Source organism: Herbidospora yilanensis (genome assembly GCF_001570565.1).
GTDB lineage: Bacteria > Actinomycetota > Actinomycetes > Streptosporangiales > Streptosporangiaceae > Herbidospora > Herbidospora yilanensis.
Window position 1 is genome coordinate 863,471 of record NZ_BBXE01000013.1, and the last position, 26,211, is coordinate 889,681.

The window sequence follows — 26,211 nt, forward strand, 5'->3', positions numbered from 1 at the left end:
TGGTGATCACCTGGTGATCACCTGGTGATCAGAGCCAGTCGCGTTTCTTGAACTGCGTGTAGAGGACGACGGCGGCGACCACCCACAACCCCGTCGAGGTCCAGAACCCCCACGGCTGCCCAGAACCCGGATAGGGCACGTTCTGGCCGTAGAAGCCGGTGATCATGGTGGGCACGGCGATGATCGCGGCCCAGCTCGTCACCCGCTTCATGATCAGATTCATCTTGTTGTTGGCCATGGTCATGTGCGCCTCGCGGATGTTGCCCACCAGGTCGCGCAGGGAGTCGGTCCATTCCGCGGCGCGCACGGCGTGGTCGTAGACGTCCTGGAAGTAGGGCGCCAGAGAGCTGTCGCGGATGACGTCGTTGCGGCGGAACAGGGTGTTGACCACCTCGCGCATCGGGGCGACCACCCGCCGCAGGGTGACCAGGCTCTTGCGCAACTCGAAGGTCCGGCGCTGGTCGTCAGGGCCCGGCAGGGTCTCGTTGAAGAGGCCGTCCTCCAGCTTCTCGATCTGGTCGTCCATGGCCTCGACGACCTCGAAGTGGGTGTCGACGACGTAGTCGAGCAGGCCGTGGAGCAGGAAGGCCACCCCGTGTTCGGCCAGCGCGCCGCCGGAGTCCCACCGGCGCCGCACCTGGTCGATCGAGAACGACTCGCTGGTCCGCACGGTGACGAGCGCCCGTTCGGTGACGAACGCCGACGCCTCGACCGACTCCACGCGGCCGGTGCCGGGGTCGAAGTGGGTGGCGTAGACGTTCAGGAACATGTGGCTGTCGTAGACGTCGAGCTTGGGGCGCTGGCTCGGGTGGAGGGCGTCTTCGACGGCCAGCGGGTGGAGGCCCAGTTCCTCGCTGATCGCGTCGAGGTCGGCGCGCGTCGGGGTGCACAGGTCGAACCAGACCACCACGTCGGGCTCGCCCAGGTGGTCGGACACGTCGGCGATGGGGAAACCCTCGGATTCGAGTCTTCCCTTGCGGTAGAGCCTGGTGCGCGCCACCGGCTCAGCGTACTCCGATGGCACTATCGTGACGGGTCATGACATCTCTGGCACGCCCGTTAGGGCTGGCCCTCTTATTGATCGTCCTGTTCGCCGCTCCGGCCCGCGCCGCCGGGACGAGCGAGGTGACCATGCAGCTGCGGCCCGACGGGGTGCTGCACGTGGTCGAGCGGGCCGACGGGCCGCTGAGCCGTACCGTGACCACCCGTACCCGCTACGACGACGGCTCCGACCGGGTCTACCGCATCACCAACGTCAAGGGAGCGACCCTCGACGGCGAGACGCTGACCGTCCCGGCCGCCGGGACCGTCGAGTACGACGTCACCGGCGCGGTCACGCCGATGCCCGACGGCACCGAGGAACTGCGCTGGTTCGCGGCCGGCGGGCCGCTCGACGCCGTGACGGTGTCGGTGCGCGGGCCCGGCCAGATCCAGAGCCTCACCTGCTTCGCCGGACCGGCCGCGTCGGCGCTCGGCTGCACCGCCGCGAGCATGGACGAGTCGGCCGAGAACGCCGCCTTCGAGCAGACCGGCCTCGCCGAGGGCGAGCAGCTCACGGTCGTGGTCGCCTACCCCGCCGGGTCGACCGGCGCGCGGCCGATCCTGGAACGCCGCTTCGACCTGGCCACCGCCTTCACCGTCGACGTGTGGACCGGCGGCTCGCTGGCCGTCCTGCTGGTCCTGCTGCTCGGCGGCCTCTACGGCCTCTACCGCTCACGCGGCCGGGACGCCCGGGTGGTCGAGTCGGAGTCGGGCCTGTACGCCCCCGTCGAAGACGGCCGCTTCGCCCCGCCCGACGGGGTGCGGCCCGGCCAGATCGGCACCCTGATCGACGAACAGGCCGACGTGATCGACGTGACGGCCACCATCGTGGATCTGGCGGTACGCGGCTACCTGCGCATCGACGAGCAGCCGCGCGGCGCCTACGACGCCCCCGACTGGCTGCTGGTGAAGCTGCCCAAGGCCCCCGTGCAGGCCCTGCTCCCCTACGAACGCGCCCTGTACGACGCGATGTTCGACCTCCGCGACGACATCCTGCTCTCCCAGCTCCACGGCGGCTTCTCGGCCGGCCTGGCCCGGGTCCGCGACGCCCTCTACCGCGACGTCGTCAAGCAGGGCTGGTTCGCCCGGCGGCCCGACTCGGTGCGGTCGCGCTGGACCGTCCTCGGCGTCCTGCTGACCCTGCTGGGCCTGGCCGGGACGGTCGTATTGGCCTGGCAGACCACCTACGGCCTGGTCGGCCTGGCGGTGATCATCGCGGGGGCGGCCATGACGGTCGGCGGGCAGTACATGCCGGCCAAGACCGCCAAGGGCGCCGCCGCGCTCGCCCACACGCTGGGCTTCCGCCAGTTCCTCATCTCCGGCGACGTGAACGGGCTGCCCGAGAGCCAGCGGGTCGAGTTGTTCTCCCGCTACCTGCCGTACGCGGTGATCTTCGACAGCGTCGACCGGTGGGCCCGCGTGGTCTCGACGATCACGACGGAGGGCGACAACCTGTACTGGTACCACGGGCCGGCCGAATGGGACCTGTCGAAGTTCGCCGACTCGATGCGCACGTTCGTGATGACCACGTCGGGCGCGATCTCGGCGGCCCGGCAGTTCAGATCGTTCTGATCCGCAGCTCCCCCACGGGCCGGCCGCCACCCTTGATCGGGGGGACCAGGTCGCCGGGGACGTCTTCACCCAGGGCCTTCAGGGCGTGGGCGGTGACCGCGACCCTGGCCCGCTGGCCGCCGTCGACGATCTTCACGGCGGCGGCCCGGCCGTCGCCCAGCGCGAACGCGTCGAACGCCTCGGCGCCCGCCTTGAGCATCAGCCCAGGGACGCTCCTCATGAGCAGCGCCTCGGGCCGCGTGGCGCCGCTCGTGTATTCGGGATGGGCCCGCATCGCGTCGGCGATCCGGCGCTCCGGGGAGCCCTCGGGGGCGGTGACGATGCGCCGGAAGGCGCGCACGACCCCGACCATCGACACGTAGAACAACGGCGCGCCGCACCCGTCGACGCCCGTGGCGGCGATCCGCTCGGAGGTGAGCTCCTCGACGGTGGCGCGGATCGACTTCTGCAGCGGATGGGTGGGGTCGAGGTAGCCCTCGGCCGGCCAGTCGTTGACCGCGCAGGTCGCCAGCATCGCCGAGTGCTTGCCGGAGCAGTTCATGTAGACGCGGCCGAAGTCGAGCGAGGCCCGGTCGTCGGGGTAGTCCTCGGGACACCTCAGGGCGCTCTCGTCGACCCCCGCCCGCTGGAGGATGCGGCGGGCGCCCTCGACGTGGATCGGCTCCCCGGCGTGGCTCCCGCAGGCCAGCGCCAGCAGTTCGCCGTCGAGGTCGAGACCGGCGTGCAGCATGCCGGCCGCCTGCAGCGGCTTCATCGACGAACGGGGCGAGGCGGGGGCCTGTACGTCGCCATGGACCAGGACGGGGGAACCTTCGGCGTCGACGGCGACGACCCGGGCGCGGTGGACCGACTCCACGAACCCGGAGCGAACCACCTCGACCAGCAATTCGGACATGCCGTCGACTGTAGGGCATGGCAGAATCCCGCCATGCGCGCGGTGGTCCAGAGGGTGAGCCAGGCATCGGTGACGGTCGACGGGACGGTGGTCGGCGCGATCGACGAGCCCGGCCTGATGGTCCTGGTGGGGGTGACCCACACCGACGGCCCGGCCGAGGCGGCGAAACTGGCCGCGAAACTGTGGGGCCTGCGCATCCTCGACGGCGAGAAGTCCTGCTCCGACATCGGGGCGCCGCTCCTGGTGATCAGCCAGTTCACGCTCTACGCCGACACCAAGAAGGGCCGTCGCCCCACGTGGCAGGCCGCGGCCCCGGGCCCGGTGGCCGAGCCGCTGGTGATCGCGGTGCAGGAGGAACTCCGCAGGCTCGGCGCCCGAGTCGAGACGGGCCGCTTCGGGGCCGACATGAAGGTCGCCCTGATCAACGACGGCCCGATCACCCTGGTCATCGACGTCTGACGCGTCAGGCCCGCCAGATCCCGATCCCCAGCTCGGCCAGCGCGGCGGTGGCCCCACGCGGGTCGGTGATCGCGCGTTCGGCCACCTTCGTCAGGTCGAGGGGGCTGCCGTCGGAGGCGACCAGTTCGGCCGGGTCGCTCCACGAATGCCGGAAGGTGGCCTGGCCCGCGCGGACGGCGGCCAGGTTCATCAGCACCTCCAACGGGGTCGGGAACAGCTCCGGCAGCTCCTCGGGCGCGGCGTCCGGGAACAGCGGCCGCGCGACCTCGTCGAGGCGGCCGTCTTCGAGCATGCGCAGCACCTGGGGCAGCCCCGGCCCGGTGAGCCCGATGGTGTGGAGCAGGCCGTCGGTCTCGCGCTGGAGCTGTGCGGTGGTGGCCGCATGGGTGAACTCGGGCCAGGCGAGCACCATGTCGTCTTCGATCTCGCGTCCGTCGGCCCGCAACGCCGCCCGGGTGCCCTCCAGTTCGGTGGCCCGCAACGCCGCCTGAGCGGCGGCCAGGTCGAGGATCAGCGACGTGGCGGGCCGTCCGTCCGACACGGCGAAGGAGTCGGGAAACCCGCGCGGCCCGGGTGGCCGACGAGGGATACGTTTCCCACCGTGACGTGTTCGCGGGGAGCGGCTTGGCCCGCAGGGTGTCGAGCTCGTCCTTGCGCGCGGCCACGAATTCGGCGAACCCGCCGAAGACGTCATCGGGCAGATGACCCGCCTCCAAGCCCGGCCACAGGTGGAAGTCGCAGAAGAAGTCCCATGCTTCGCTGACCGCCCAGATCTCGTGCATCGCGCCGACCGCGTCGGCCGACCCGGCCATCCGCACGCCGACGGCGTCGGCGCGGAACTCCCAGCGACGACAGCAGAAGCCGTCGATCACCCCCCACACCCTTCTGTACACGCGGAACGCCCACCCGGCAGGGTTGGTGGGGCGGAGGGCTTCGGCGGTGGTGACGACGGCCGTGCTGCACCGGTTGGCGAACCCGACCCACCGGGTGTGCCCGGCGGCGAAGTGCGCCATGAAGTGAGCGACGCCGAACCGGGTCTGGCCGACCGTCATCGTCTGGAGCAGCGGCAGGCCGATCAACAGAGTGCGGCGGCCCCGCAGGAAGGTGTGGGTGTACCGGAAATTGACCTCCGACATGATCCGGACCTCGTGTGGCGGGCGGGTGCCGGCCTCCGCGGCCAGCTCCCGCACCAGCTCCCACAACCCCGGAGCCTGATCGGCGTCCAGGGCCGGACCGGTCGGCCGATCGTCCCGCTGCCGCAGCGCCCGCCACAACCCGCGGCCCAGCGCGTAGACCAGGCAGCCGGCCCAGCCGAACATGACCAGGACGAGCACCACGAAACCGACGGGCGAGACCCCTCCCGGGGGCAGCGACCGTAACAGCACGACGAACCCGGTGAGCTGCGCGGCCGCCACGCCCACCAGGCCGCACAACATCACCATCGACACCAGCGCGCGTCCCACGCGAGCAGGCTAGTGCCTACATCAGATTCGGACGCTTCCGGTCGCGGGCCATCATCGCGGCCTGCTTGCGCAGTTCCGGGTCGACCTGGACGTTGCGGCCGGCGTCCTGGGGGACGATCACTTCCTGCTTGGCCGCCACGTGGCCGGCCACCAGGTCGATGTCGACCGGGACGGTGCGCTTGACCACCGCGAGGGCGATCGGCCCCAGCTCGTGGTGGCGGGCCGACGACCCCACGAAGCCGATCTGGCCCGGGGTCGCCGAACCCTCGACGGCCGCCTCGGGGTCGGCCTCAAGAGGGGTGCTCACGCCGAGCGTCACCGGGGTGCCGTGGGGCGGGAGCTCGTCGACGCTGCCGTCGAGGTGCAGGAAGACCAGCCGGCGCGGCGGGTGGCCCAGGTTGTGGACGCGGGCGACCGTCTCCTGGCCCCGGTAGCAGCCCTTCTTCAGGTGGACGGCCGGCTCGATCAGCCCCAGCTCGTGGGGGATCGACTTGTGGTCGGTGTCGAAGCCGTAGCGGGGGATGTGGGCCTCGATGCGCAGCGCCTCGTAGGCCCACAACCCGGCCAGCGGCCCCTGCGCGGCGAGCTCCGGGCGCGGGATCAGCCGGTCGTCGCCCGGGACGCCCGAGACCACCGCCCAGTCGGCCGACACGTCGGCGATCTCGACGCGGAGCATGAACCGCATCTTCTCAAGCCAGGCCACCAGGCCTTCGGAGGTGCCCGGCTCGACGTGGATCCAGGTCGTCTCGCCGTCGTCGCGCAGGTGGAGATGGTGTTCGAGCCGCCCCTGCGGGTCGAGGAACAGGGTCTGCGTCCACACCCCGGGCGGCAGGTCGTCGAGCTTCTGGGAGCTCAGGCTGTTGAGCCAGCTCAACCGGTCGGGCCCGGACACGGTGATCACGGGACGGTTGCTCCGGTCGACCACGGCCCGGCCGGCCGCCAGGGCACGCTGTTCGCCGTAGGGGTCGCCGTAGTGGGCCGCGACGGTGTCGTCGGGCGACGCGGCGGGGACGGCTCCGGGGACGTCGAGCAAAGGGCTGCGCATACCTCTCAGGCTATGCCCGCTCAACGGCAGTCGCGGCACCGCCCGAAGATCGTCAGATGGTGGACGTCGGTCTGGAAACCCATGTCGCGGTCGAGCCGGGCCACCATGTCGCCGACCAGTTCGGGAGGCGCCTCGATGATCTGCCCACAAGTCCGGCAGACCAGGTGGACGTGGTCGGCGTCGGCGGCCAGATGATAGGTCGGCGCGCCGTGCCCGAGATGGGTGTGGGTGACGAGGCCGAGCTCTTCGAGCAGTTCGAGGGTGCGGTAGACGGTCGAGATGTTCACCCCGCGCGCGGTCTCCTGGACCTTGGCGCAGATCTCCTCGGGAGTGGCGTGGGTGAGCGCGCTGACCGCCTCAAGGACGAGCTGGCGCTGCGGAGTGACCCGGTAGCCGCGGGCCCGGAGCTCGTCGTGCCAGGTGTCGGTCATGACGAAATCCTACGGCCCGATATTGACTTGCCCACCCCGCGGAAGAGCGCCTAGCGTACGAAGCACGCAGAAAGGAGGTGGTCCGAATAATGATTAGTCATGATTGGGCTAGCGAGGTGGCTGTCCGCTAGGACAACCCGATCCGGACCGGCTCCGGGTCGGCGCGTCAGAGCGCAGATCCAGGCAGACACCGGAACCCCGGGCAGCCGGCGGGTGCAGGGTGCAGACCCTCTCCCATTGGTCCAGCCGGCCCGCTCAACCGAGCGGAACGCGCCCGGGGTTTCTTAATGCCCTCGTGCTTCCACGCCCAAAATTTCGCACGCCCGCCGATAGAGCACGACGACCTCTTTGCGCACCTGCGCGCGCTCCACGATGGGCGCGGGCCACTTCACCGTGATCGGCTCGCCGTCGGCCTCGAAGTGGATCGCCTCGGTGTCGACGTCGGTCGTGCGGGCCGACGTGGCGTCGGGCTTGCCGCCGAGGGCCCGCACGATCAGCAGCGCGTCGGCCGCGTGGTCGTCGTTCATGTGCCTCTTGATCGCTTCGACCGCGTCAGGGGTCAGCGGGGTGCTCATGGCGCCCGATCCTAGTCGGCGACCTTCTTGAGCTCCGCCGAGGCGTGGTCCTGCAGCGGTAGGCCCACGGCGGCCATCTCGTAGGCGTACATGAGATTGCCGTTGACCAGGCCGTAGAGGCGCTTGCCCGCCGAGTAGTCCTTCGAGGTGACCGTGCGCGCGACGACGTCGGTGATCAGTTCGATCTTGTGGAAGACCACCTCGCCGACGTAGATCTCGATGATGCCGGTCGGATGGGCCAGCATGACCTCGACCTGGCGCTCCGGCTGGACCCGCCAGAACCCCGACTCGCTCGCCAGAGGACGGACCTTCTCGCCCTGCTGGTCGAGCAGCCAGGTGCGGCTGCGGTAGCTGAGGAAGGGTTTGCCGTTGTGCTCGAAGATGATCTCCTGGCCGAAGTTGGCGCTCTCCATCGTCGGGTAGCCGATGACCCCGGCGCCCTCCCAGTGGCCCAGCAGGAACGCGATCGGCTCAAGATCGGGATGTACGTCCATGCCGACAAGGCTAGTGCGGGTTTAGGCTGCGGGCATGGCACGCCAACTGGTGATCAAAGTGACCGCGGGCAGCGACGCCCCCGAGCGGTGTAACCAGGCCTTCAACGTCGCCGGGGCGGCGATCGTCAGCGGGGTCGGGGTGTCGCTGTGGCTGACCGGCGAGTCGTCGTGGTTCGCCCTGCCCGGCCGGGCCGAGGAGTTCAAGCTGGCCGAGGCGGCCCCTCTCGAAGACCTGCTGGCGGCGGTGCTGGCCGGCGGCCGGGTGACACTGTGCACCCAGTGCGCGGCCCGGCGCGGCATCACGCTCGACGACGTGATCGACGGAATCCGCATCGCGGGGGCGCCGACATTCGTCGAGGAGATCACCCAGGAAGGTGTTCAGGCGCTGGTCTACTGACGCTTCGGGTTCCCTTGTTTCGGGACGGGACGAATAAATGGCATCCGACGACCCACTGGCCGAATTACGGTTACGTCTTCAGGAGCGATATCGCATAGCGGGTAAACCGAGCTACCGCGAACTCGCCAAACAGACCGGAATGAGCCACACGTCGGCCCGTACGGTCATCCTCTGCGAACGCCTCCCCCGCTGGGGCGCCCTCGAACTGATCGTGGAGTCCCTGGGCGGCGACACCGGGGAGTTCCACCGCCTGTGGCTCGCCGCCGACGCCGCCACGACGGCTTCCGCCGCCGCTGGGACCGGCTCCGATCCCGTGGCGCCAGATCACGAAATCTCCGGCACCGACGCTCCGTCTCCTGCGACGTCTCCTGCGACGTCTCCTGCAACGGCCCGGCCCGGCGGCCTTCCGCGGTCGCGGCGGGCCCTGCTCGTCTCCTTGTCGTCGGTCGCCGTCGTGGCCGCGGGCGCCGTGCTGGCCCCTCGGCTGCTGGGCGGCGGACCCGAGCCCCGGAAGGGCGTCATGTTCGGCGGGCCGCTCTCCGGCGGCAACGGCGCCGTCTGGTCGGTCGCCCACGGAGTGCTCGGCGGGCGGCCGGTCATCCTCTCCGGTTGCCAGAACGGCACGGTGCACCTCCGGGACTTCGTCACCGGGGAACGGATCGGCGGGGTGCTCACCGGGCACGACCGGGCCGTGTTCGCGGCGAAGATCGCTAACGTGGGCGGCCGGGCCACGGGGGTGACCGGGGCCGCCGACGGAACGGTCCGCATGTGGGATCTGGCCTCGGGCCAGGGCCGGGTGCTGAACGCCGGGAAGGAGTCGGGCGGTATCAACGCCCTGGCCGTCACGACGATCGGCGGGCGGCCCCTGGCGTTCACGGCGGGCGACGACCTGACGATCCGCCGCTGGGATCTGGCCGCGTCGAATCCCGCCGGCGAGGTGGTCGGGCAGCCGCTGGCCATGTCGCCCAAGGCCATCGCGGTGGGCGAGGTGGCCGGGAAGCCGACCGCGTTGTCGGGGGGCGACGACCGGCTGGTCCGCAGGTGGGACCTCACCGCCGCGACGCCGTCGGGCGTGCCCATCGGCGGTCACGACGGCACGATCTGGAATCTCGCCATGGGCCGCTCGGACCGGCGGCCCATCGCCCTGTCGGCCGCCGAAGACGGCACCACCCGGCTCTGGGACCTCTCGGAGGCGCAGCCCATCGGCCACCTGCTGGGCGAGCGGCTGCCGAACCCGGTCAAGTGTGTCGCGCTGGCCGTCGTCGGCGGGACCACGATCGGGTTCTCCGGCGCCGACGACGGCAGCCTGCGCGAATGGGACCTGAGCACCACGAAGCAGGCCGGCCCGCCGGCCGAGGGTCCGACCTCGGGCCCGGAGGGCTTCGAGGTCGCGGCCCACCGGGGCCGGACCTACCTGTTCGCCGGGACCTGGGACGGCTACGTCTGGAAGTTCGACCTCGGCCCCACCGCCTGAGGCCCTACGGCTTCAGCACCGCGCCCAGGCGTTCGTTCCTGAGGCGTTCGTACCAGGTGTCGTCGATCGCGGGCAGGGGGCCGACGGCCCAGCGGAGCAGCAGGTCGGCCAGGGCCGGGTTGCGGGCCAGGGCCGGGCCGTGGAGGTACGTACCGATGATCTTGCCGGCGAAGCAGCCCTCGGTGCCGTCGCCGTTGCCGGTGCCGACGAGGGTGCGCGACAGCGGGGTGACCCCCGGGCCCAGCCGGGTCACGCCCATGTGGTTCTCGAAGCCGGTCAGGGTCGGCAGGCCCAGCGAGGGGTGGACCTCGGCGGCCAGCTCGCCGACCGAGCGGCGCTCGCCGCGGCCCGAGCTGATGTCGAGCAGGCCGATGCCGGGCACCGGCTGGCCCTCCTCGCCACCGAAGACCGAGCCCATGATCTGGTAGCCGGCGCACACCGCCAGCAGCGACGCGCCCCGCTGGATGGCCCGGTGGAGGCCGCCGTCGCGGCGCAGGCGCTCGGCGCCGAGGATCTGGGGCCGGTCTTCGCCGCCGCCGATCAGGTAGACGTCACCCTGCTCGGGGACCGGGTCGGAGGAGCGGACGTGGACGACCTCGACGGGGATGCCCCGGCGCCGGGCGCGCTGTTCGAGCACGAGCACGTTGCCCTGGTCGCCGTAGGTCGACAGCAGGTCGGGGTAGATCCAGACGATGCGGAGGCTAGACTGCACGGCCGAACTCCGTCCGGATCGACTGGAACGCGGTGTAGTTGGCGATGACGTCGATGTCTCCCGGCGGGAGCGCGCCCACCGCCTGGCCGAAGTTGTCGACCAGGGTGAAGCCGACCCCGGCGACGTCGAGCCGGAGGGCCAGGTCGAGGCGGCGCTCGCCGGTCACGTAGACGCGGCGGCCCGCGAGGATGCGGTAGTCGACGTCCCACAACCACGAGGTGTCGCGGCCGTCGGGGCCCTGCGCGTTGACCGACAACACGATCGGGCGGTCGGGGCGGGTGACGTCGAAGGCCTCCAGCCAGCCGGCCGGGTTCTTGGCCAGCAGCAGCTTCATCACGCGGCCGTCGCGCTCGACGGTGGTGTAGCGGCCGGCCACCGACTTGACCTCGCGCAGCCTCGGCAGCGCACGCTGCGGGTCGAGGCCGAACGCGGCGGCGGTGGCCAGGGCGATGACGGCGTTGGAGCGGTTGGCCGTGCCGGGGAGCTGGAGGTCGAGCCGCCAGCGGTGGCCGTAGGGGTCGATCGCGTCTTCGCCGTCGAGGATCCAGTTGGGCTCGGGACGGCTGAAGGTGCACTCGCGGCAGGCCCAGTCGGCGTTGACGATGCCCTCGGCGCGGTCGAGCGGGCCGCCGCACTCGGGGCAGCACCACGAGTCCTCGTGCCAGCGCTGGCCGCCGGCGACCCAGGTCACCCGGGCGGCCGTGGAGGCGCCCCAGGTGACCAGCGGGTCGTCGCAGTTGGCGATCACGTGGGCCGGCCGGCCGGCCAGGGCGCGGCGCCACTTCTGGGCCAGCAGCCAGATCTCGGCCGCGCGGTCCATCTGGTCGCGGCTGAGGTTCATCAGCACGACGACCCCGGCCTCGGTCGTGTCGAGCACCTCGGGGAGGTACTTCTCGTCGACCTCCAGCACGCCGTAGGGGGCGGCCTTGTTGGACGACAACGCCGAGACGTGGCCGGCGGGCATGTTGGCGCCGAACGCGTTGGTGGCGACCTCGCCGAGCTCCTGGAGCGCCGAGGCGATCAGGCGGGTCGTCGTGGTCTTGCCGTTGGTGGCGCTGACCAGCGCGAGCCTCTTCTCGTGGGCGAGTTTGCGCAGGAGGTCGGGCTCCAGGAGCAGGCCCACCCGCCCGCCGATCACGGACCCGTCGCCGCGCCCGGTCGCCCGGGAGAGCGTCGCGGCGGTTCGTCCGAGCGCGCTGGCGAGCTGAGCGCGCAACGGCAACTGACTCATGCAGTGATCCTAAGGGTCGGTGAAGGACAGCTCGGCAGGGGCGTCGCCGTCGAACGGCAGAACGAACCGGCGCGGCCAGGAGAGTACCGTCTCCAGCCACGCCGCCCCCATCGTGTGGGCGACATGCCGGATGCGTTCCCGGGGTTCGACGCCGACCGCGACGGTGGCGATGTCGCGCTGGATGCCCTCGTGCTCGTCGTCGCCGAGGATCACCCGCCAGGCCAGCGGGCGGTTGCGGTCGACCTCCATCGACAGCGGATGGTGGCGCAGCGCCTTGGCCCGGTGGCCGAGCAGCTCGGTTCTGGTCTCCACGGCCACCCCGCCGCCGTTGACCCCCGCGTGCAGGTAGGGGCGGCCGGACGGGTCAGTGCCGAAGAGGGCGTACTCCATCGCCGGAGCCGGGCTGCGCAGGTTGGGCGCCGGGTGGCCGTAGGGGAACAGCCGGTCGACCTCGTGCAACCAGCGGATCTGCGGGATCACCCACGCCGGGCCGGGCTTGTCCCCGGCGGGCGAGCCGGCCAGCAGCCCGGCCGCGATCTCCGCGGCCTTCTCGGTCAGCAGAGTCGGGTCGAACCAGGTGCGCAGCGACCAGGCACGGCGGGCGACGCTGCGCTCCACGAGCGTGGCGAGCAGGCATTCACGGCGGCGCGGCGGCAGTTCCGACCAGATGTCGGCCAGAATGCGCGGCACACCCGGCAGCGACCGGTTGGCGACGAACGACAGGATGACGGTGTCGGTCCAGATCCGCAACCACGCCCACTCGGGCGCGACGGCGAGCAGGTCCGCCTCGCGGACCTCGAAGAGCGTGCAGGCCTTTCCGGTACGGCACTCGCGCCCGCAGGCGGCCGACCGGCGTCCCTTGATCGGCGGGGCCGGGCTCTGGAGCACGTGCTCCCGGTCCTCCCCCAGCGGCACCTGGATGCGCAGCGGCCGGTCCATGCCGTCGGCGAAGACCGCCGCGAACCCGGGCTGGAGCGAGACCACCTGGCGCGACTGCTCCTCCGACAGGTTCATCGCCGCCCCGACGAGGAACCGGTCGTCTTCGGCCGGCAGCCGGTGCACCACCTTGAGCGCGGTGTTCTTGACGACGTCGGAGACCAGCTTGGTGGGGATCTGCTCGGCCACCACGATGCCCTCGCCGTAGGCGCGGATCTCGGCCAGCATGCCCGCGAGCAGCTCGACCGCGTGGGTCGAGGCCCGCTGGGCGCCCCGGTCGCGCAGCAGCCGGTGGGCCTCCTCGATCACGATGACGTGCTGGAGGCCGGTCGACTTCTGCTGGCGGGCGCGCATCCGCAGGTGCTCGACGATGCGGATGATGAGGGTGCCCATGAGGAACGCCTTGTCCTCGTCGTTGGCGACGTCCTCGATCGCGAGCACCACGTTGCGCTGGAGCAGGCCGCCGATGTCGGCGGGGTGGCCGCCCTCGAAGAACCGCCCGGCCGAGCCGACCCGCAGCGACCGCAGGCGCAACGAGATGAAGCCCTCGACGTCGGCCTGCACCTCGTTGCCGTAGCCGATCTCCTCGATGACCTCCAGGGCGTGCTGCTGGAGTTGTTCGAGGGTCGGCACCTGCGGCTGGACCGCCGCGCCCGGGATGCCGCCGCCGGTGACGACGTCCCAGCCGTTGGCCTCGTAGACCCGCTGGAGGGCCAGGGACATGATCTGCGGGAACGGTTCCTCGGCGTCGAAGGCGGCCATGAACAGGGCCCGGACCATGTCGATATGGGCCTGCACCGGATAACCGGGCTCGGGGGCCAGCGGGTTGACGCTGAACGGCACCGCGTCGGGGGCCGACGGGTTGATCACGGTCAGCGGGGCCTGGCCTTCGAGGCGGCCGGCCATGGCGGCGTACTCGGACTTGGCCGGTTCGATGGCCAGCCACGGGATGCCCGCCTTGGTGAGCTGTTCGAGCAGGTGGCGGACGGTCTGCGACTTGCCCGAGCCGGTCGCGCCGGTGACGAAGGCGTGCCGGTTCAGGGTCGCCAGCGGGACCCGGAAGGTGCCGACCGCCCGGTCCTGGCCGTCGACGATGGCGCCCAGGTCGAGCATGTCGCCGCCGGTCGAGTCGGCCTCGCTGGTGACGTCGAAGAAGCCGGTGTCGAGCACGCGCACGCCCGGCACCTCGCGCCGGGGCAGCCCGGCCAGGGCCGCGAGCGCGCCCGCGGTGGCGGCGAAGGGGGCGGCGGCGCTGTCGGTCGGGTCCTGGAAGTTGACGTTGAGCGCCTCGGTGAAGCTGTAGACGGGCTCCTGTGCGGTCGGCCGGGCCGGGCCGGCCATCGCGCTGCGCAGCCGGTAGGGGTGGTGGCTCATCTCCACCGAGCCCACCAGGACGGGCGCGATCTGGCGCAGTTCCTCCGGGCCCGCCGCGCCCGCCAGGACGCGCACGTTCCACAGGCCCGCCTCGCGGAAGGCGTCGAGTTCCTGCATGCGGCGCTCGGCGCGTTCGGCGTCGTAGCGGGAGCGCTCGGAGGCGTCGCCGTACTGGCGGAGCACGTTGAGCTGGGTGCGGAGGTGGCTGACCTCCTGGTCGAGCAGGTCGGTGGGCTCGGCGACCACGACCCAGCCGAACGGGCGCGACATGAGCGTCGTCAGGGTCGACTCGAACAGGGTCGGCTGCTTGGGCTCGTCGGGCTCCGGCTCACGCCGGCCGTTCAGCGGCGGGGCCTGGCGGCCCGGACACGGCGTCCAGACCAGATCGGCGAGGTCGGCGAGCCAGTCGTCGCCGATCTCGACGCCCCGCGCGCCGCCGGGGAACAGCAGCGGCTGCGGCCCGGTCGGCACCACCTCGATCGCCGCGACGGCCGCCCGGCGCGGGGCACGCGGCGGGGTCAGCGGGCCGGCGTTGGTGATGAGTTCGAGCGGCGCCCCGGAGCCCCGGGACAACCAGCCGATGACGAAGGGCCGGTCGCGCTGCGCGGCGGACAACACGGCGGGCAGCACGTTCACGAAGTCCCACTCGGCCGACGACGTGCGGGACGGAGCGGTGATCGCCTGGATCCGATACCACGGCCCGCTCAGGGGGAACGGTTGCATGAGACCCCTCTCTGCCAGGCTTTCACGGTCCTTTGCCGATCATGCTCACACACCCCCGTTGACGAACCTCTTACCTCGTTCGCAATCAGGGTTTGCGCCAGTCGAGGCGCGGCGGCGGCGGGCCGAGGTTCGGCGGGGGCGCCTTCTCGTCGGTTTCCGACGGCACCACGGGCGGGGTCACGGCAAGCGACTTGACCTCCTCCAGCGTGGTCTTCGGGAAGGTCAGGATGGCCGGGTTGGCATCGGCGAGGCGCACCTCGCGGCCGTCGGCGGTGGCGTGGGTGACGATCACCGAGGTGGTCGGGAGCTGCTGCAACTGGTGCGGCTCGACCAGGAACTCCCGTGACCGCTGCATGACGCCCTCGGCGACCCTCCCGGCGCTGCGGCCCCACTCGGTCGACTCGGTGATGCCCTCTTTCAGGTCGCCCTCGGCGAGGGCCTCCATCTCGCCACGGCCCTCGCCCACCGTCGACGTGTAACTCCCCCCGGCCCCGTTCACCACGGAACTGACCGACTCGGTGAGCTGGGCCAGTTCGAGCCGGTGCTCGGTGCCGACGTGCTCGCTGGCGACCCGGGCGTCTTCGGCGTTGCCCAGGCGCATGAACGCGACGGCGGCGTGGCCCCGGCCGAGCCGCTCCCTGACGGTCGGGGTGAGGGAACGGTAGGTGAGGACCAGCCCGGTCCGCGACGTCTCGCAGGCGTCCATGAGCCGGTCGAGGACGTCGCCGCGTAACTTGTCGGCCCCGGCCACGATGATCGTGTGATACCAGGGGCGTTCGCTGGCCGGCGACTGCCGCAGGATGTGGGTCAGCGCGGTCGCCACGTAGGTGCCGAGCACCCGGTTGCCGAACACCCCGGCCTGGCGGTCCATGCTGACCACGCGTAACCGCGCCGGGGGCAGCCGCACGGCGTCGGAGCCGAGGGTCTCCAGCTTGCGGAGCTGCGACTCCAGCGCCCAGGCCCGTTCGATGACGACGCGGTCGGCCACGCCCCGGCCGAAGAGGGTGCCGATGCGTTCGAGCTGGATCGCGGTGAGCCGCCCCGACTTGAGGTCCTCGCGCGGGTCGCCGACCTGGGCCAGGGCCCGCAGCGCCGCGGTGACCTGGCTGATCGTGGCGGTCTCGCCGAGCACTTCCAGGACCCGTTCGAGGATCGCGTTGTCGAACCCGATGTCGCGGCTGGTCTCCTCGCTGACGCTGACCACGTGGGCCAGCACGTCGGCGAACGCCTCGGGCTTGAGCGTCGCCCCGAGGTCGAGTTTGGGCAGGTCGGAGGGGAGCACCCAGACGAGCGGGTCGTCGCCGCCGCGTTTGGCGAGCTGGATCAGGTCTTTGGCGATCACGCCCTCGGACAGGTCGAGCACGGTGAGGTGGCCGCCGCTGTAGAGGCGGGTGGCGCCGATCAGGGTGATCAGGGCCGACCAGCCGGGGAGGGTGCCGCCGGCCACGTCGACGCGGTCGATGTCGTCGGGGACGGCGACGGCGTACCAGCTGATCTGCTTGTCGTAGATCGCCTTGCGTTCGGCCCAGTCGCGGTAGCGGGCGGCGTGCTCCTCCTGGGCGCGGATGTGCTCGCGCTCGCGCTTGGCCCGGTCGCGTTCGGTCTGGGCGAGGCGTTCCTGGACGCGGAAGCGGACCGCCTTGTTGCCCTGGTGGATCGCGTACGAGCAGACCCCGGTGACCCCGGCGGCGGCCAGCACGCCCATGCCCACGAACGGCCAGCCGATCACCCCGGCGAACCCGAGGCCGGCGACCACCACAGCGAGCCCGGCCACCACGTTGCGGAACAACTTGACCGGACGGTTCAGGAGGTCTTCCTGTAGGCGTTCGTTGCGTAACAGTTCGGGGCCCGGATCGGGCGGCAGCTCGGCGTCGTCGCGCGGTGGGCGTTTCGGAGGCGGGCCGGGGTCGGGGTGCAGCAGAAGGTACTGCCACCCCAGGTAGATGCGGTCGGCGCGCAGCTCCGCGTGCTCGGGGTGCGCGTCGGTCAACCTCGCCATGGTCGCGCCTGGCCCCTCCGTATTCGTCGTAAGGTCAAAGCGTAGGAGCTAGGTACCCCGTCAGGGCAGGGTTCTCGGCATTCGGACGGGTTTCCCACCAAAGATAGGGACGATTGCGGCGGATGGGTCACGTGTGGGCGTACTACCATCCATTGCCATGAGTCGGCGACCGGTGCTCGTGCCCGTGGTGGCGCTGCTGTCCGTGTCCGGGCTCGGGGTGACCGCCGGAACGGGCGGGCTCGACACCGAACCCGACTCGCCGCCCAAGCAGTACCAGCCCGGCGCGACGATCGATCAGAAGCTTTTCAAGACCCAGTTCGTCAAGGCCGTCGACGTTGCCGAGGGCGACCGCCACGCGGTGGAATTAGTTCTCAAGGTCACCAACGAGGGCGACAGGACCGAGAGCGTCGGCGCGATGGCGACCGGCCCCATGGTCAGCCGGCACGGACGCCTCGGCTCGACGATCCTCAAGACCACCCCGCCGCTCGGCAGGCCCGACTCCTATCCCGAGATCGGCGTGTGGAGCCACGGCGTCCGCAGCCTCCAGCTCCATCCGGGCATCACCCACACCGTCGTCATCCGCTACGACCTGCCCCAGGGCGCCGCTCCCCCTGAGAAGGTGACGATCGACGTCGGCGGCTTCGTGGAGGAGCCCGTCAGCCGCCGCGACCCCCGTGAGTTCTGGCAGGTCGAACCGGACAAGGACCTGCCGACCGGCGCCGGCGACGAGATGGCCCCGATCAAACCCAAGGTCATCGCCCAGGTCACCCTGCCGATCCGGCCCGAGGAGGCCTGATGGCCGGCTTCCTCCGCCGATTGGGCGCGCTGACGCTCGGACTGAGCCTCGCCGCCGCGGCCGTCTACGCGCAGACCTTCGCGCTGGAGCCCGACCAGAAGAACACCTACCTCACCACCTCGGGGGCCTCGGGTGAGGAGGTCGACACCGGCCGGTTCTCGGTGAAGGTGACCAAGACGGCCGTCGCGACCTCGGTCGACGTGGCCGACAAGACGATCGAGACGGGCAACCTGTTCCTCGTCGCCCACGTCTCCGCGACCTCACCGGCCGAACCCGTCCGGTTCCGCCGCTTCGAGGCCTGGCTGCTGACCGAGGGCGACAAGAAGTACGAGGTCACCGACAAGGTGGCCGACGACGCCATGCTCCTGGGCAAGTGGGTGCAGGCCGGCTGGTGGATCGACGCCCCGCTCGTGTTCGAGGTGCCCAAGGAGGCGCTCCCGGGGGCCGAGCTCGTGCTGATCGCGCCGAACAACCCGCTCGTGGTCGACAACCTCGCCCCGGACGTCCAGATCGATCTCGGGCTGACCGGCGGCGAGTCGCCGGTCGAGCACTACTCGCTGGCCCCGGAGGGCACGTGAACCAGCAAGAGCCACCCCGCGACTGGTTTTCCCCGCCGCCGTCGCAGCCGACCGAGATCGACGACACGACCTATTCGGGACCGCTCCCGCCGATGATCCCGGCCTACATCCCGCCGCTGGCGCCGCCCAGCGACGTGCTGGTGTGGCCGCCACCGCCGCCTCCCCCGGCTCCGGAGGAGGACGACGAGGGCTTCTCGACCCAGCCCTTCCCGGCCATCGCGGCGGGCCGGCCGCTACCGCGCCCCAAACCGGCCTTCCAGGACCCGGAGCCCTATCCGCCGTTCCCCGACCCGCCGCCCGTCTCGGAGCAACCGCCCCCGCCTCCCTCGGAGCCGGAGCCGAAGAAGAAAGGCTGGGGCCGGTTCTTCGCCGGGGCCGCCGGTTCGGTAGTGCTCGCCGTCGGCGCGCCCGCCGCCGCCAACTGGTCGACCTATGTGTACGCCACCGGCGAGCCCGACGTCGTCCATGTCATCCCGGCGGGCGAGACCTACGAGTTCGAGCACGTCGCCTGGCGGTCGACGATCGAGTCGATCCCCAACCCGGCGGGCGCGGCCGAGAAGCCCGGCCGCCAGTGGGTCAAGATCGTGCTGACCCGCACCGCCCTCGACCGCGACGGCACGTTCCTGACCGGCGTGCCCGACGTCGAGATCCGCGACGCCGGCGGGCGGAAGTGGCGTACCGAGGTGCTGGAGAACGCCACCCCGCTCGACCCGTCGGACGACCAGATCGGCAAGGCCTTCCCGATCGAGATCTACGCCGTCGTGCCGGCCGACGTGGCCGGCACGGCCGAGTTGTTCGTCCGGCCCTCCGGTTACCGCTCCGACACCCCGACCGAGGACCTCACCGACGACCTAAGCGCCGACCTCGACGTCCTCCGGTTCCTCCGTTAGCCGCTTGCGGGTCGCGGCCTGGTCGTAGGTGGCCGCGACCAGGCACATCGAGAAGACCGTCACCAGCAGGTCGACGACGAACGTGGTCGGCACGGTGGTGACGATCCACAGATAGGGGCCGCCGGCGGTGGCGTAGTCGAGGAGCCTGCCCAGGTAGTCGCCGCCGACGTGGAGGGCGACGTAGAGCAGGGCGTACAGGCCGAAGAGGGCCGGGCCGCCCTTGGCGGTCAGGCGCAGGGAGTTGAGCAGCGGGATCCAGCGGGAGGTGAACCCGCCGGTCAGTTTGGCCAGGGTGACCTGGGTCCAGTTGTGGCTGCGCTCGACGCGGGCGCCGACGCCTTCCAGGCGGGTGCCCCTGATCGTGGTCTGGGTGTCTTCGGCGTAGGCGCCGTACACCAGGATGCCGACGGTCAGCCAGGCCAGCGGGAGCACCAGCGCGTCCATCAGCAGCGGCCACACGTCGCCGAGCCACTCGAAGAACGGCGACTCGCGCACGTCCTCGGTCGCGTCGCTCACGCCCATGACGAGCGCCCGGTGCTCGATCCAGTCTTCGCGGAGCTTGAGTGCGGCGACGGTGGCGGTCAGGCCGTAGAAGACGAAGGCCAGTTCGCCGAAGGTGGTCAGGATGCCGGTGAACCTCCCCGGCTTGTTCTCGTGGCGGCGGCCGGCGAACCACTTGATCGCGAACGCGACGACCATGGCGGCGACCGAGATCCGCACGTCGAGGCCGGTCAGGCCGTCGCCGATGGTGCTCTGCACCCCCTGGAACTGGTCGACGATCTGCTGGTCGGGGTTGAGGGTGCGGTCGATGTTCTCGAAGTCGCGCATGTCCTGGTCGACCAGGCCCCAGGTCATGTAGAGACCGGCGAAGGCCAGGGCGGTGCGGTTGAGCGCCCCGAAGATCGTCTCCTGCGCCTCGTCGCCCGCGCGGCGGGCCCGCGTCTCGGCCAGCGCCTCCCGGACGGTGTGGAGCATGCCGACCACGGTCGCCAGCGACACCATGACGACCAGGGTGAAGATGAACAGCACCGCCACGAGCCGGAGCTGGTACCACGACCCGTGGGACAGGTGCGCGGCGGCGTAGAGCAGCGCCCAGCGCACGAACCGGCCGAGCGAGAACCACATGATCAGCGGCAGCGCGCACGACCCGGCGATCCGTAACGCGTCGAGGGGCAGGCGCGCGACCTTGGTGGACGTACCGGACATCTTGCGCATGCTAGCGGTCAAGGAGCCGGAAAGGTCAAAGATCGGCCGTCCGGGCTGGTCAACGGCGGATATGCGGGAGGCGAGGTGGGACACTCCCTGAAGTCGTAGATCGGGGAATCAGACAGTGAGCGCGGAACGGGACGCCGGTCCAGGCCGGAGCCCGGGTTTCCTGCTGTGGCGGGCGACCCTTCGATGGCAGCGGGAGATCACCACGGCGCTGAAGACGATGGGGCTGACCCACGTGCAGTTCGCCCTCCTCGTCGACCTGTGGTGGTTCGACAGTGAGGGCGTCCGCCCGAGCCAGCGCGAACTGGCCGAGCACGCCACCGTCGACGTCATGATGACCAGCCAGGTCGTCAGGGTGCTGGAGGTCAAGGGCCTGCTCGGCCGCGAGGACGACCCCGCCGACATGCGCAAGAAGGTGCTCGTGATCACCGACGAGGGCCGCCGGCTGGCCGAGCGCGCCGCCGGGGTGGTGGAGAACGTCGACCGCGAGTTCTTCAAGGTCGCCGGGGAGCACAACGCGCTCATCGACGTGCTGGAGCAACTCGCGGGCGTGAACTGAGAAAAGCCCGGCCCCCGTTCGGGGCCGGGCTTCTCCGATGCGGTTTAGACGGCCACCGCGAGCTGGGCGACCTCGCCCAGCTTGGCCTCGACCGCGACGTCCTTGGTCCGGCCGCCGCCCGCGATGATGCGGACGGTCCACGAGCCGGGCGCGGCGAAGAAGCGGAAGATGCCCTCGTCGGAGACGACGACCTCGCCGGTGAACTCACCGGAGTGGTCGAGGAGGCGGGCGTAGGCGGTGCCGGCGCCGGTCACGACACCCTGGATCACGGCCTGCTTGGACAGATCGATTCCGGTCGGCAGCGCCACGGTCTGCTCGGGCGCGGCGCACCCCTGAGTGGTGGTCATCGGGCCTCTCCCAGTTCCACCGGCACGCCCACGAGCGAGCCGTATTCGGTCCACGAACCGTCGTAGTTCTTGACGTTGGCCTGGCCGAGCAGCTCGTGCAGCACGAACCAGGTGTGCGCCGAACGCTCCCCGATGCGGCAGTAGGCGATGGTGTCCTTGCCGAAGTCGACCCCCGCGTCGGCGTAGAGGGTCTTGAGCTCGTCGTCGGAACGGAAGGTGCCGTCGTCGTTGGCGGCCTTCGACCACGGGATGTTACGGGCGGTCGGGATGTGCCCGGCACGCTGCGCCTGCTCCTGCGGAAGGTGGGCCGGGGCGAGCAGCTTGCCGGTGAACTCGTCGGGCGAACGGACGTCGACCAGGTTGAGCTTGCCGATCGCGGCCACGGCCTCGTCGCGGAACGCGCGGATCGACAGGTCCTGCTCCTGGGCCGTGTAGGTGGTGGCCTCGCGGTTCGGCACGTCCTTCACCAGCTCGCGGGAGTCGAGCTCCCACTTCTTGCGGCCGCCGTCGAGCAGCTTGACGTTCTCGTGGCCGTAGAGCTTGAAGTACCAGTAGGCGTAGGCGGCGAACCAGTTGTTGTTGCCACCGTAGAGGACCACGGTGTCGTCGTTGCCGATGCCGCGCGACGAGAGCAGCGCCTCGAAACCGGCCTTGTCGACGAAGTCACGGCGGACCGGGTCCTGCAGGTCGTCACGCCAGTCGACCTTGACGGCGCCGCGGATGTGACCCTTGTCGTAGGCGCTGGCGTCCTCGTCGACCTCGACCAGGACGACGCCGGGCGTGTCGAGGTTGGCCTCGACCCAGTCGGCGTCGACCAGTGCGGCGGAGCGACTCATGAATTTCTCCCAGGTTGTAGACGGCTGATGAGCGGTTGTGATGCACGGGAAAGGCGGCCAGCAGTGCCGCTGCTGTCGCACCCAGGGCCGGAGGGACGATTCCAGAGGCGGGAACGATGCGAATGATGCCCAGGCCCCGGGGCGTACCGGGGCGGAACCAGAGTGGTGTCGGCCGCGCCGGAGCGGGGGCCACGGGGATCGACCTGCATCGCCTGATGCTCCTGATGGGTTTCGCGTGATGCGGCTTCAGACGCCGCCGGAAATCACCCTCAGGCCATGCGACAGAGAGCCGTCGCGACGCGGCAGAAGTCAACCGCCCGCCGCTTCGTGAGCATCTCTGTCGTGGGAGTCATGGGCACGACAGTACCCTTTCGTCTCGCCATCTGTCACATGCCGTCCGATTGCTGAGACCCGCTTTGAGACGCACTGTCCACGGCCAGAGCGAGGGCGGCGATGACGTCGGCTTTCCTGGGCTGCCCTGATGCCTTTTTCACGACATTTCCAGAACTGTCGAGAACTAACACCGTTGGGGTTTTCGTAACTTCATGGGCATGTACGAGATCCAACCGCGACTCGGCGTCGACCTCGACGTGGCGGACCCCGGGAACGATCGCGGCGACCTCGGCGAGCACCCGCCGGGTGGCCCGGCAGGGCTGGCAGAAGGCCGTCGAGAAGTGGACGAGCGTCGCCCGCTCACCCAATGGCGCACCCAGGTCCATACGATCGGCAACCACCGGCGGCGACCGGGAAATTCCCGTCAGCCCACGGGGATCGTGATGAGCGCGGCGCCGTTGGCGGCCCGCAGCTCGAACCGGGCGATCTCGGCGATCGGCAGGCTCGTCGAGCCGCGGAAGGTGGCGCCGCCCTCGTCGCCGGCCTTGACCTCCCAGCTCGCCACCGACGTGCGGGGGCCCTGCCTGGGCACCGCGAACAGTTCGGTCTTGGTGTCGACCGGCACGCCGGTCATGGTGGCGGCCACCTCGGTGCCGCCCTCACGCCCGGTCAGGTCGAGGCGCAGCGTGACCTCGCCCCGCGACCGCTCCAGCGTCATGGTCTCGGGGGCTACCTTGGCGGTCGCCGGTTCGTCGGCCTGGGCCGGTTCGGGGACCGGGGTCTGCTCGGGTTGCGGGGCCCTGGCGGCCTTCGACGACGCCGGCGCCGGCTCCTCGGCGGGAGCGACGCCGGTATCGGCCGGGCCGGTGCCCGCCGCGGCGTTCTGCGAAGGCTCCTCCGTCAGCAGCGGCTGGGCCTCGGCGGCGCTGTAGCCGTTCTGGTCTTGGGCGGTGGTGTCGGGGGCCAGGGCGGCCGATTCGGGGGCGCCGCCGGCGGTCGTGGCGGCCGTCATCTCGGGGGTGTCGTCGAGGATGACCGCGCCGCCCCACCCGAGGATCGCCACGCTCGCCGCCAGGCCCAGCATGGTGCGGGTGATCCGGCCGCGCCGGCGGCGTTTGGCCGAGTCGGCGAGCAGCCGGTCGAGGACCGCCCGGGGCGGGGCCGCGGCGTGTTCGACGTCGGCGGCCGACACGCGGGCCAGCATCGGCGGCAGGCCGGACAACTCGGCGAGTTCGGCGGTGCACTCGTCGCAGGTGTCGAGGTGGGCCTCGACCATGGCGGTCTCCCGGGCGTCGAGGGCGCCCAGGGCGTACACCCCAAGAGAGATCTTGACGTCGTCGTGGTTCACGGCGCGAGCCCCCGCTCCTCCAGCGCCAGCTTGAGCGCGCGCAGCGCGTAGTAGGTGCGCGACTTGACGGTGCCCGGCGGGATGCCGAGCGACTCGGAGGCCTCCTTGACCGACTGGCCGCCGTAGTAGACGGCCAGCAGGACCTCGCGGTGGTCGGGCCGGAGCGAGGCCAGCGCGTCGGCGATGGCCCACGACTCGACGGCCTTGTCGAGCTCGTCGTCGGCCGGGAGGATCGCCAGCGCCTCGTCGCCGGTCTCCTGCGGGCGGGACTTGCGCGCCCTGGCCTGGTCGACGACCAGGTTGCGGGCCACGGTGAACAACCACGCCCGGACCGGGCGGTCGGCGATCGGGTTCTTCCAGGCCCGGAGGATGGTCTCCTGCACGATGTCCTCCGCCCTCCCCGGGTCACCCGTCAATCGCAGCACGTAACCGTAGAGCGGCCCGGCATGGTCGTCGAAAAGGGCTCTCACCAGCTCCTCGTCGGCCGTCCCGGCTGCGCTCACATCCTCAGAACGCAACCGGCGGCGCTTCGGTTCACCGCGAAAGAGGGACATCGGTCGCCGTCGCGTCGATGGCCAGGCCACCCCCGGGGGCGGACCGGACCTCGTCGATCTTCAGATCGAGCGGGAGGCCCTGCACGGGCACGGTGAAGGTGATCAGGCGCTCGGCGTTGGGCACGGTGAACCCGCCCGCGATCGTCACCTTGGCCGGGGTGAGCCGCAGCACCCCGTCTTTGACCTCGATCTTCATGTCGGCGGTCACCGGCACCTGGTTGCCCAGCGCGGTCACCTCGCCGGAGACGCGGACGGTGCCGTTGCCGCCGCCGCCCTCGATCTTGATGCCGCGCGGGGCCCGGGAGTTCAGGGTCTCCTCGGAGATGGTCACCGTGCCGGTGACCCGCTCTGCGACGATCTTGGTGCCGGCGGCGTTCTGGATCAGGTCCGTCAGCGGGGCCTCGACCCCATAGAGGGTCGCCTGCACGTCGCTGAGCCGGATGCCCTCACGCTGGATGTCGCCGATGTCGATGGCGATCTCCTCGTAGCGCCCGCCGATCGCCTGGGTCAGGAACGGCACGCCCTTGACCTGCACGGTCGGCGGCGAGTCGAGATCGGCACTGGCCTGGACCTGCTTGGCGATCTCCCGCTGCACGCCGGCGACGGCCACGCGGTCGAGCACCACGGCCAGCACGACGAGCACGAGCAGCGCCACCACCAGCTTGCGCACCGCATCCTCCGTTGGCCGGGGGGTTTCGGATCAGCCTATCCGCCGGCAAACGGCGGCAGAACCTCAACCGTGGCGCCTTCCGGCAGTTCCACGGTGTGGGGGTCGCGGGTGCCGGCCGGGTTCCCGTCGACCAGGAACGAACAGCGCGGAAGCACCCTGGCCAGGGCGTCGTTCCTTGTGATTTTGGTAACAAGCTCTCCAAGGGTTTCCGCGTCGAAAGTCTCCTCGGCGACTCCGGCCGCTTCCTTCGCCGCGGCCCAAAACCGCACCGTTCCCGTAGCCATACGTCTCTCCAGCCCCAGATCCGCACACTCACAGTGAGCGTTCGGATACGGTGATTCTCCACGTGAAGTGCTGTTCACACGGTGGACGCACATTGGACGCAAAGTTGCTGTGGGCTAATCTACGAGCAACGGGACCTGGGCGACGTAGCCCCCGGGTCCTTACGTGTTTCTACGGCCCTGCCGTTGACGCGGATCGAAGGAGGCGAGCCTGTGATCGTGCACAGCGCGGTGCTCTCCCGGCACGCCCGCCCGTTTGGCGAGGAGGCCTCATGAGCAATTTGCTTCTGCTGACCAACGCACTGGAACCGTCCGCCGAAGTCCTGCCGGCGCTCGGGTTGCTGCTTCACTCGGTCCGGGTCGCGCCCGCCGAGGGAACGGCGCTGCTCGACGCCCCGCCCGCCGACGCGATTTTGGTCGACGCCCGGCGTGAGCTGGTCCAGGCCAAGAGCCTGTGCCGGCTGCTCCGGACGACGGGGATCGACTGCCCGCTCATGGTCATCGTGACCGAGGGCGGCCTCGCGGCGATGACCGCCGAGTGGGGCGCGGACGACGTGCTCCTCGACTCCGCCGGCCCGGCCGAGGTCGAGGCCCGCCTCCGCATGGCGATCGGCAAGCTGTCGCTGGCCGCCGCCGAAGAGGTGCCCGACGAGATCCGCAGCGGCGACCTGTCGATCGACGAGGCGACCTACACCGCGCGCCTGCGCGGCCGGGCGCTCGACCTCACGTTCAAGGAGTTCGAGCTGCTCAAATACCTGGCCCAGCACCCCGGCCGGGTGTTCACGCGGGCCCAGCTCCTCCAGGAGGTCTGGGGCTACGACTACTTCGGCGGCACCCGGACCGTCGACGTCCACGTGCGGCGCCTGCGCGCCAAGCTGGGCGCCGAATACGAGGCGCTGATCGGCACGGTCCGCAACGTCGGCTACCGCTTCGTGCCCGACCGCGGCAACGAGATGGCCCAGGAACTGGAGACCGCCCGCCGCTGA

At 70.9% G+C, this 26,211-nt stretch carries 29 protein-coding genes and 1 pseudogene; 9 read left to right on the plus strand and 21 right to left on the minus strand.

Annotation, left to right across the window (positions count from 1 at the left end; genetic code table 11):
• Positions 1 to 28: 28 nt before the first annotated feature.
• The gene (locus tag AW273_RS04095) at positions 29 to 1,000 is read right to left on the minus strand and encodes a magnesium transporter CorA family protein (RefSeq protein ID WP_062345213.1); all 972 of its coding nucleotides are present in this window, start codon (positions 998 to 1,000) and stop codon (positions 29 to 31) included.
• A gap of 38 nt (positions 1,001 to 1,038) precedes the next feature.
• On the opposite strand from AW273_RS04095, the gene AW273_RS04100 reads away from it, so the two are divergent.
• Positions 1,039 to 2,613, plus strand: a complete 1,575-nt coding sequence (locus AW273_RS04100) for a DUF2207 domain-containing protein (protein ID WP_083949476.1) — start codon at positions 1,039 to 1,041, stop codon at positions 2,611 to 2,613.
• Here AW273_RS04100 and AW273_RS04105 read toward each other — a convergent pair.
• Complete coding sequence (locus AW273_RS04105; RefSeq protein WP_062345215.1) at positions 2,600 to 3,508, minus strand: asparaginase; 909 nt, start codon at positions 3,506 to 3,508, stop codon at positions 2,600 to 2,602. The genes AW273_RS04100 and AW273_RS04105 overlap by 14 nt on opposite strands.
• Before the next feature lie 33 nt (positions 3,509 to 3,541).
• Here AW273_RS04105 and dtd point away from each other — a divergent pair, with 33 nt between their 5' ends.
• On the plus strand, positions 3,542 to 3,967 hold the full coding sequence (gene dtd, locus AW273_RS04110; protein ID WP_062345217.1) for a D-aminoacyl-tRNA deacylase: 426 nt from the start codon (positions 3,542 to 3,544) through the stop codon (positions 3,965 to 3,967).
• Between the two features lie 4 nt (positions 3,968 to 3,971).
• Here the strand turns inward: dtd and AW273_RS04115 are convergent, their stop codons facing one another.
• From AW273_RS04115 to AW273_RS04135, 6 genes and pseudogenes are all read right to left on the minus strand, one after another.
• Positions 3,972 to 4,508, minus strand: a complete 537-nt coding sequence (locus AW273_RS04115) for a hypothetical protein (protein WP_062345219.1) — start codon at positions 4,506 to 4,508, stop codon at positions 3,972 to 3,974.
• 25 nt (positions 4,509 to 4,533) lie between these two features.
• Positions 4,534 to 5,409: pseudogene (locus AW273_RS39265) on the minus strand (M48 family metallopeptidase); the annotation flags it as partial.
• 37 nt (positions 5,410 to 5,446) lie between these two features.
• A complete protein-coding gene (gene ygfZ / locus AW273_RS04120) occupies positions 5,447 to 6,475 on the minus strand; it encodes a CAF17-like 4Fe-4S cluster assembly/insertion protein YgfZ (protein ID WP_062345221.1) in 1,029 nt (342 codons plus the stop codon).
• 20 nt (positions 6,476 to 6,495) lie between these two features.
• Positions 6,496 to 6,906, minus strand: a complete 411-nt coding sequence (locus tag AW273_RS04125) for a Fur family transcriptional regulator (protein WP_062345222.1) — start codon at positions 6,904 to 6,906, stop codon at positions 6,496 to 6,498.
• Positions 6,907 to 7,190: 284 nt separating this feature from the next.
• Complete coding sequence (locus AW273_RS04130) at positions 7,191 to 7,481, minus strand: DUF2470 domain-containing protein (RefSeq protein WP_062345225.1); 291 nt, start codon at positions 7,479 to 7,481, stop codon at positions 7,191 to 7,193.
• An 11-nt stretch (positions 7,482 to 7,492) separates the two neighbouring features.
• Positions 7,493 to 7,975: a heme-binding beta-barrel domain-containing protein gene (locus AW273_RS04135; protein WP_062345227.1), complete on the minus strand. Its 483-nt coding sequence runs from the start codon at positions 7,973 to 7,975 to the stop codon at positions 7,493 to 7,495.
• Positions 7,976 to 8,009: 34 nt separating this feature from the next.
• On the opposite strand from AW273_RS04135, the gene AW273_RS04140 reads away from it, so the two are divergent.
• Positions 8,010 to 8,372: a DsrE family protein gene (locus tag AW273_RS04140; protein WP_030451609.1), complete on the plus strand. Its 363-nt coding sequence runs from the start codon at positions 8,010 to 8,012 to the stop codon at positions 8,370 to 8,372.
• 139 nt (positions 8,373 to 8,511) lie between these two features.
• Complete coding sequence (locus AW273_RS04145; protein WP_062345229.1) at positions 8,512 to 9,846, plus strand: WD40 repeat domain-containing protein; 1,335 nt, start codon at positions 8,512 to 8,514, stop codon at positions 9,844 to 9,846.
• Between the two features lie 4 nt (positions 9,847 to 9,850).
• Here the strand turns inward: AW273_RS04145 and AW273_RS04150 are convergent, their stop codons facing one another.
• From AW273_RS04150 to AW273_RS04165, 4 genes are all read right to left on the minus strand, one after another.
• Positions 9,851 to 10,558, minus strand: coding sequence for a type 1 glutamine amidotransferase (locus AW273_RS04150; RefSeq protein ID WP_062345232.1), 708 nt, complete (start codon positions 10,556 to 10,558; stop codon positions 9,851 to 9,853).
• Entirely contained in the window at positions 10,548 to 11,789 is a 1,242-nt protein-coding gene (locus tag AW273_RS04155; RefSeq protein ID WP_062345234.1) for a MurT ligase domain-containing protein, read from the minus strand. The genes AW273_RS04150 and AW273_RS04155 overlap by 11 nt, the downstream gene beginning before the upstream one ends.
• 9 nt (positions 11,790 to 11,798) lie before the next feature.
• Entirely contained in the window at positions 11,799 to 14,822 is a 3,024-nt protein-coding gene (locus AW273_RS04160) for an ATP-binding protein (protein WP_062345235.1), read from the minus strand.
• A gap of 85 nt (positions 14,823 to 14,907) precedes the next feature.
• Positions 14,908 to 16,821, minus strand: a complete 1,914-nt coding sequence (locus AW273_RS04165; RefSeq protein WP_232327052.1) for a hypothetical protein — start codon at positions 16,819 to 16,821, stop codon at positions 14,908 to 14,910.
• Positions 16,822 to 16,978: 157 nt separating this feature from the next.
• Between AW273_RS04165 and AW273_RS04170 the strand changes: the two genes are divergently transcribed.
• The 3 genes from AW273_RS04170 to AW273_RS04180 are packed head-to-tail and all read left to right on the plus strand — an operon-like array spanning position 16,979 to position 19,085.
• Complete coding sequence (locus tag AW273_RS04170; RefSeq protein WP_157555544.1) at positions 16,979 to 17,617, plus strand: hypothetical protein; 639 nt, start codon at positions 16,979 to 16,981, stop codon at positions 17,615 to 17,617.
• Complete coding sequence (locus AW273_RS04175) at positions 17,617 to 18,195, plus strand: DUF4352 domain-containing protein (protein WP_062345239.1); 579 nt, start codon at positions 17,617 to 17,619, stop codon at positions 18,193 to 18,195. The genes AW273_RS04170 and AW273_RS04175 overlap by 1 nt, the downstream gene beginning before the upstream one ends.
• Positions 18,192 to 19,085 carry a hypothetical protein gene (locus AW273_RS04180; protein WP_062345241.1) on the plus strand — a complete coding sequence of 298 codons (894 nt, stop codon included), beginning with the start codon at positions 18,192 to 18,194 and terminating at the stop codon, positions 19,083 to 19,085. The genes AW273_RS04175 and AW273_RS04180 overlap by 4 nt, the downstream gene beginning before the upstream one ends.
• On the opposite strand, the gene AW273_RS04185 is transcribed toward AW273_RS04180, so the two are convergent.
• The gene (locus AW273_RS04185; protein ID WP_157555545.1) at positions 19,047 to 20,291 is read right to left on the minus strand and encodes a hypothetical protein; all 1,245 of its coding nucleotides are present in this window, start codon (positions 20,289 to 20,291) and stop codon (positions 19,047 to 19,049) included. The genes AW273_RS04180 and AW273_RS04185 overlap by 39 nt on opposite strands.
• A 124-nt stretch (positions 20,292 to 20,415) precedes the next feature.
• Between AW273_RS04185 and AW273_RS04190 the strand changes: the two genes are divergently transcribed.
• A complete protein-coding gene (locus AW273_RS04190) occupies positions 20,416 to 20,856 on the plus strand; it encodes a MarR family winged helix-turn-helix transcriptional regulator (RefSeq protein WP_062345245.1) in 441 nt (146 codons plus the stop codon).
• 44 nt (positions 20,857 to 20,900) lie between these two features.
• Here AW273_RS04190 and AW273_RS04195 read toward each other — a convergent pair whose 3' ends face one another.
• From AW273_RS04195 to AW273_RS04225, 8 genes are all read right to left on the minus strand, one after another.
• Positions 20,901 to 21,203 (minus strand): DUF1416 domain-containing protein, encoded by a 303-nt coding sequence (locus AW273_RS04195; RefSeq protein WP_062345247.1) that lies wholly within the window; start codon positions 21,201 to 21,203, stop codon positions 20,901 to 20,903.
• The gene (locus AW273_RS04200; protein WP_062345249.1) at positions 21,200 to 22,039 is read right to left on the minus strand and encodes a sulfurtransferase; all 840 of its coding nucleotides are present in this window, start codon (positions 22,037 to 22,039) and stop codon (positions 21,200 to 21,202) included. Before AW273_RS04200 ends, AW273_RS04195 begins: the two co-directional genes overlap by 4 nt.
• Before the next feature lie 269 nt (positions 22,040 to 22,308).
• Entirely contained in the window at positions 22,309 to 22,422 is a 114-nt protein-coding gene (locus AW273_RS39270; RefSeq protein ID WP_353051402.1) for a putative leader peptide, read from the minus strand.
• A 3-nt stretch (positions 22,423 to 22,425) separates the two neighbouring features.
• A complete protein-coding gene (locus tag AW273_RS04205; RefSeq protein WP_062345251.1) occupies positions 22,426 to 22,758 on the minus strand; it encodes a thioredoxin family protein in 333 nt (110 codons plus the stop codon).
• 38 nt (positions 22,759 to 22,796) lie between these two features.
• Positions 22,797 to 23,720, minus strand: coding sequence for an anti-sigma factor family protein (locus tag AW273_RS04210; RefSeq protein WP_062345253.1), 924 nt, complete (start codon positions 23,718 to 23,720; stop codon positions 22,797 to 22,799).
• Positions 23,717 to 24,223, minus strand: coding sequence for a sigma-70 family RNA polymerase sigma factor (locus AW273_RS04215; RefSeq protein ID WP_030451624.1), 507 nt, complete (start codon positions 24,221 to 24,223; stop codon positions 23,717 to 23,719). The genes AW273_RS04210 and AW273_RS04215 overlap by 4 nt, the downstream gene beginning before the upstream one ends.
• A 31-nt stretch (positions 24,224 to 24,254) precedes the next feature.
• Complete coding sequence (locus AW273_RS04220) at positions 24,255 to 24,944, minus strand: LmeA family phospholipid-binding protein (protein ID WP_062345256.1); 690 nt, start codon at positions 24,942 to 24,944, stop codon at positions 24,255 to 24,257.
• A gap of 35 nt (positions 24,945 to 24,979) precedes the next feature.
• Positions 24,980 to 25,228, minus strand: coding sequence for a MoaD/ThiS family protein (locus AW273_RS04225; protein WP_062345258.1), 249 nt, complete (start codon positions 25,226 to 25,228; stop codon positions 24,980 to 24,982).
• Positions 25,229 to 25,497: 269 nt separating this feature from the next.
• Between AW273_RS04225 and AW273_RS04230 the strand changes: the two genes are divergently transcribed.
• Complete coding sequence (locus AW273_RS04230) at positions 25,498 to 26,211, plus strand: winged helix-turn-helix transcriptional regulator (protein WP_062345259.1); 714 nt, start codon at positions 25,498 to 25,500, stop codon at positions 26,209 to 26,211.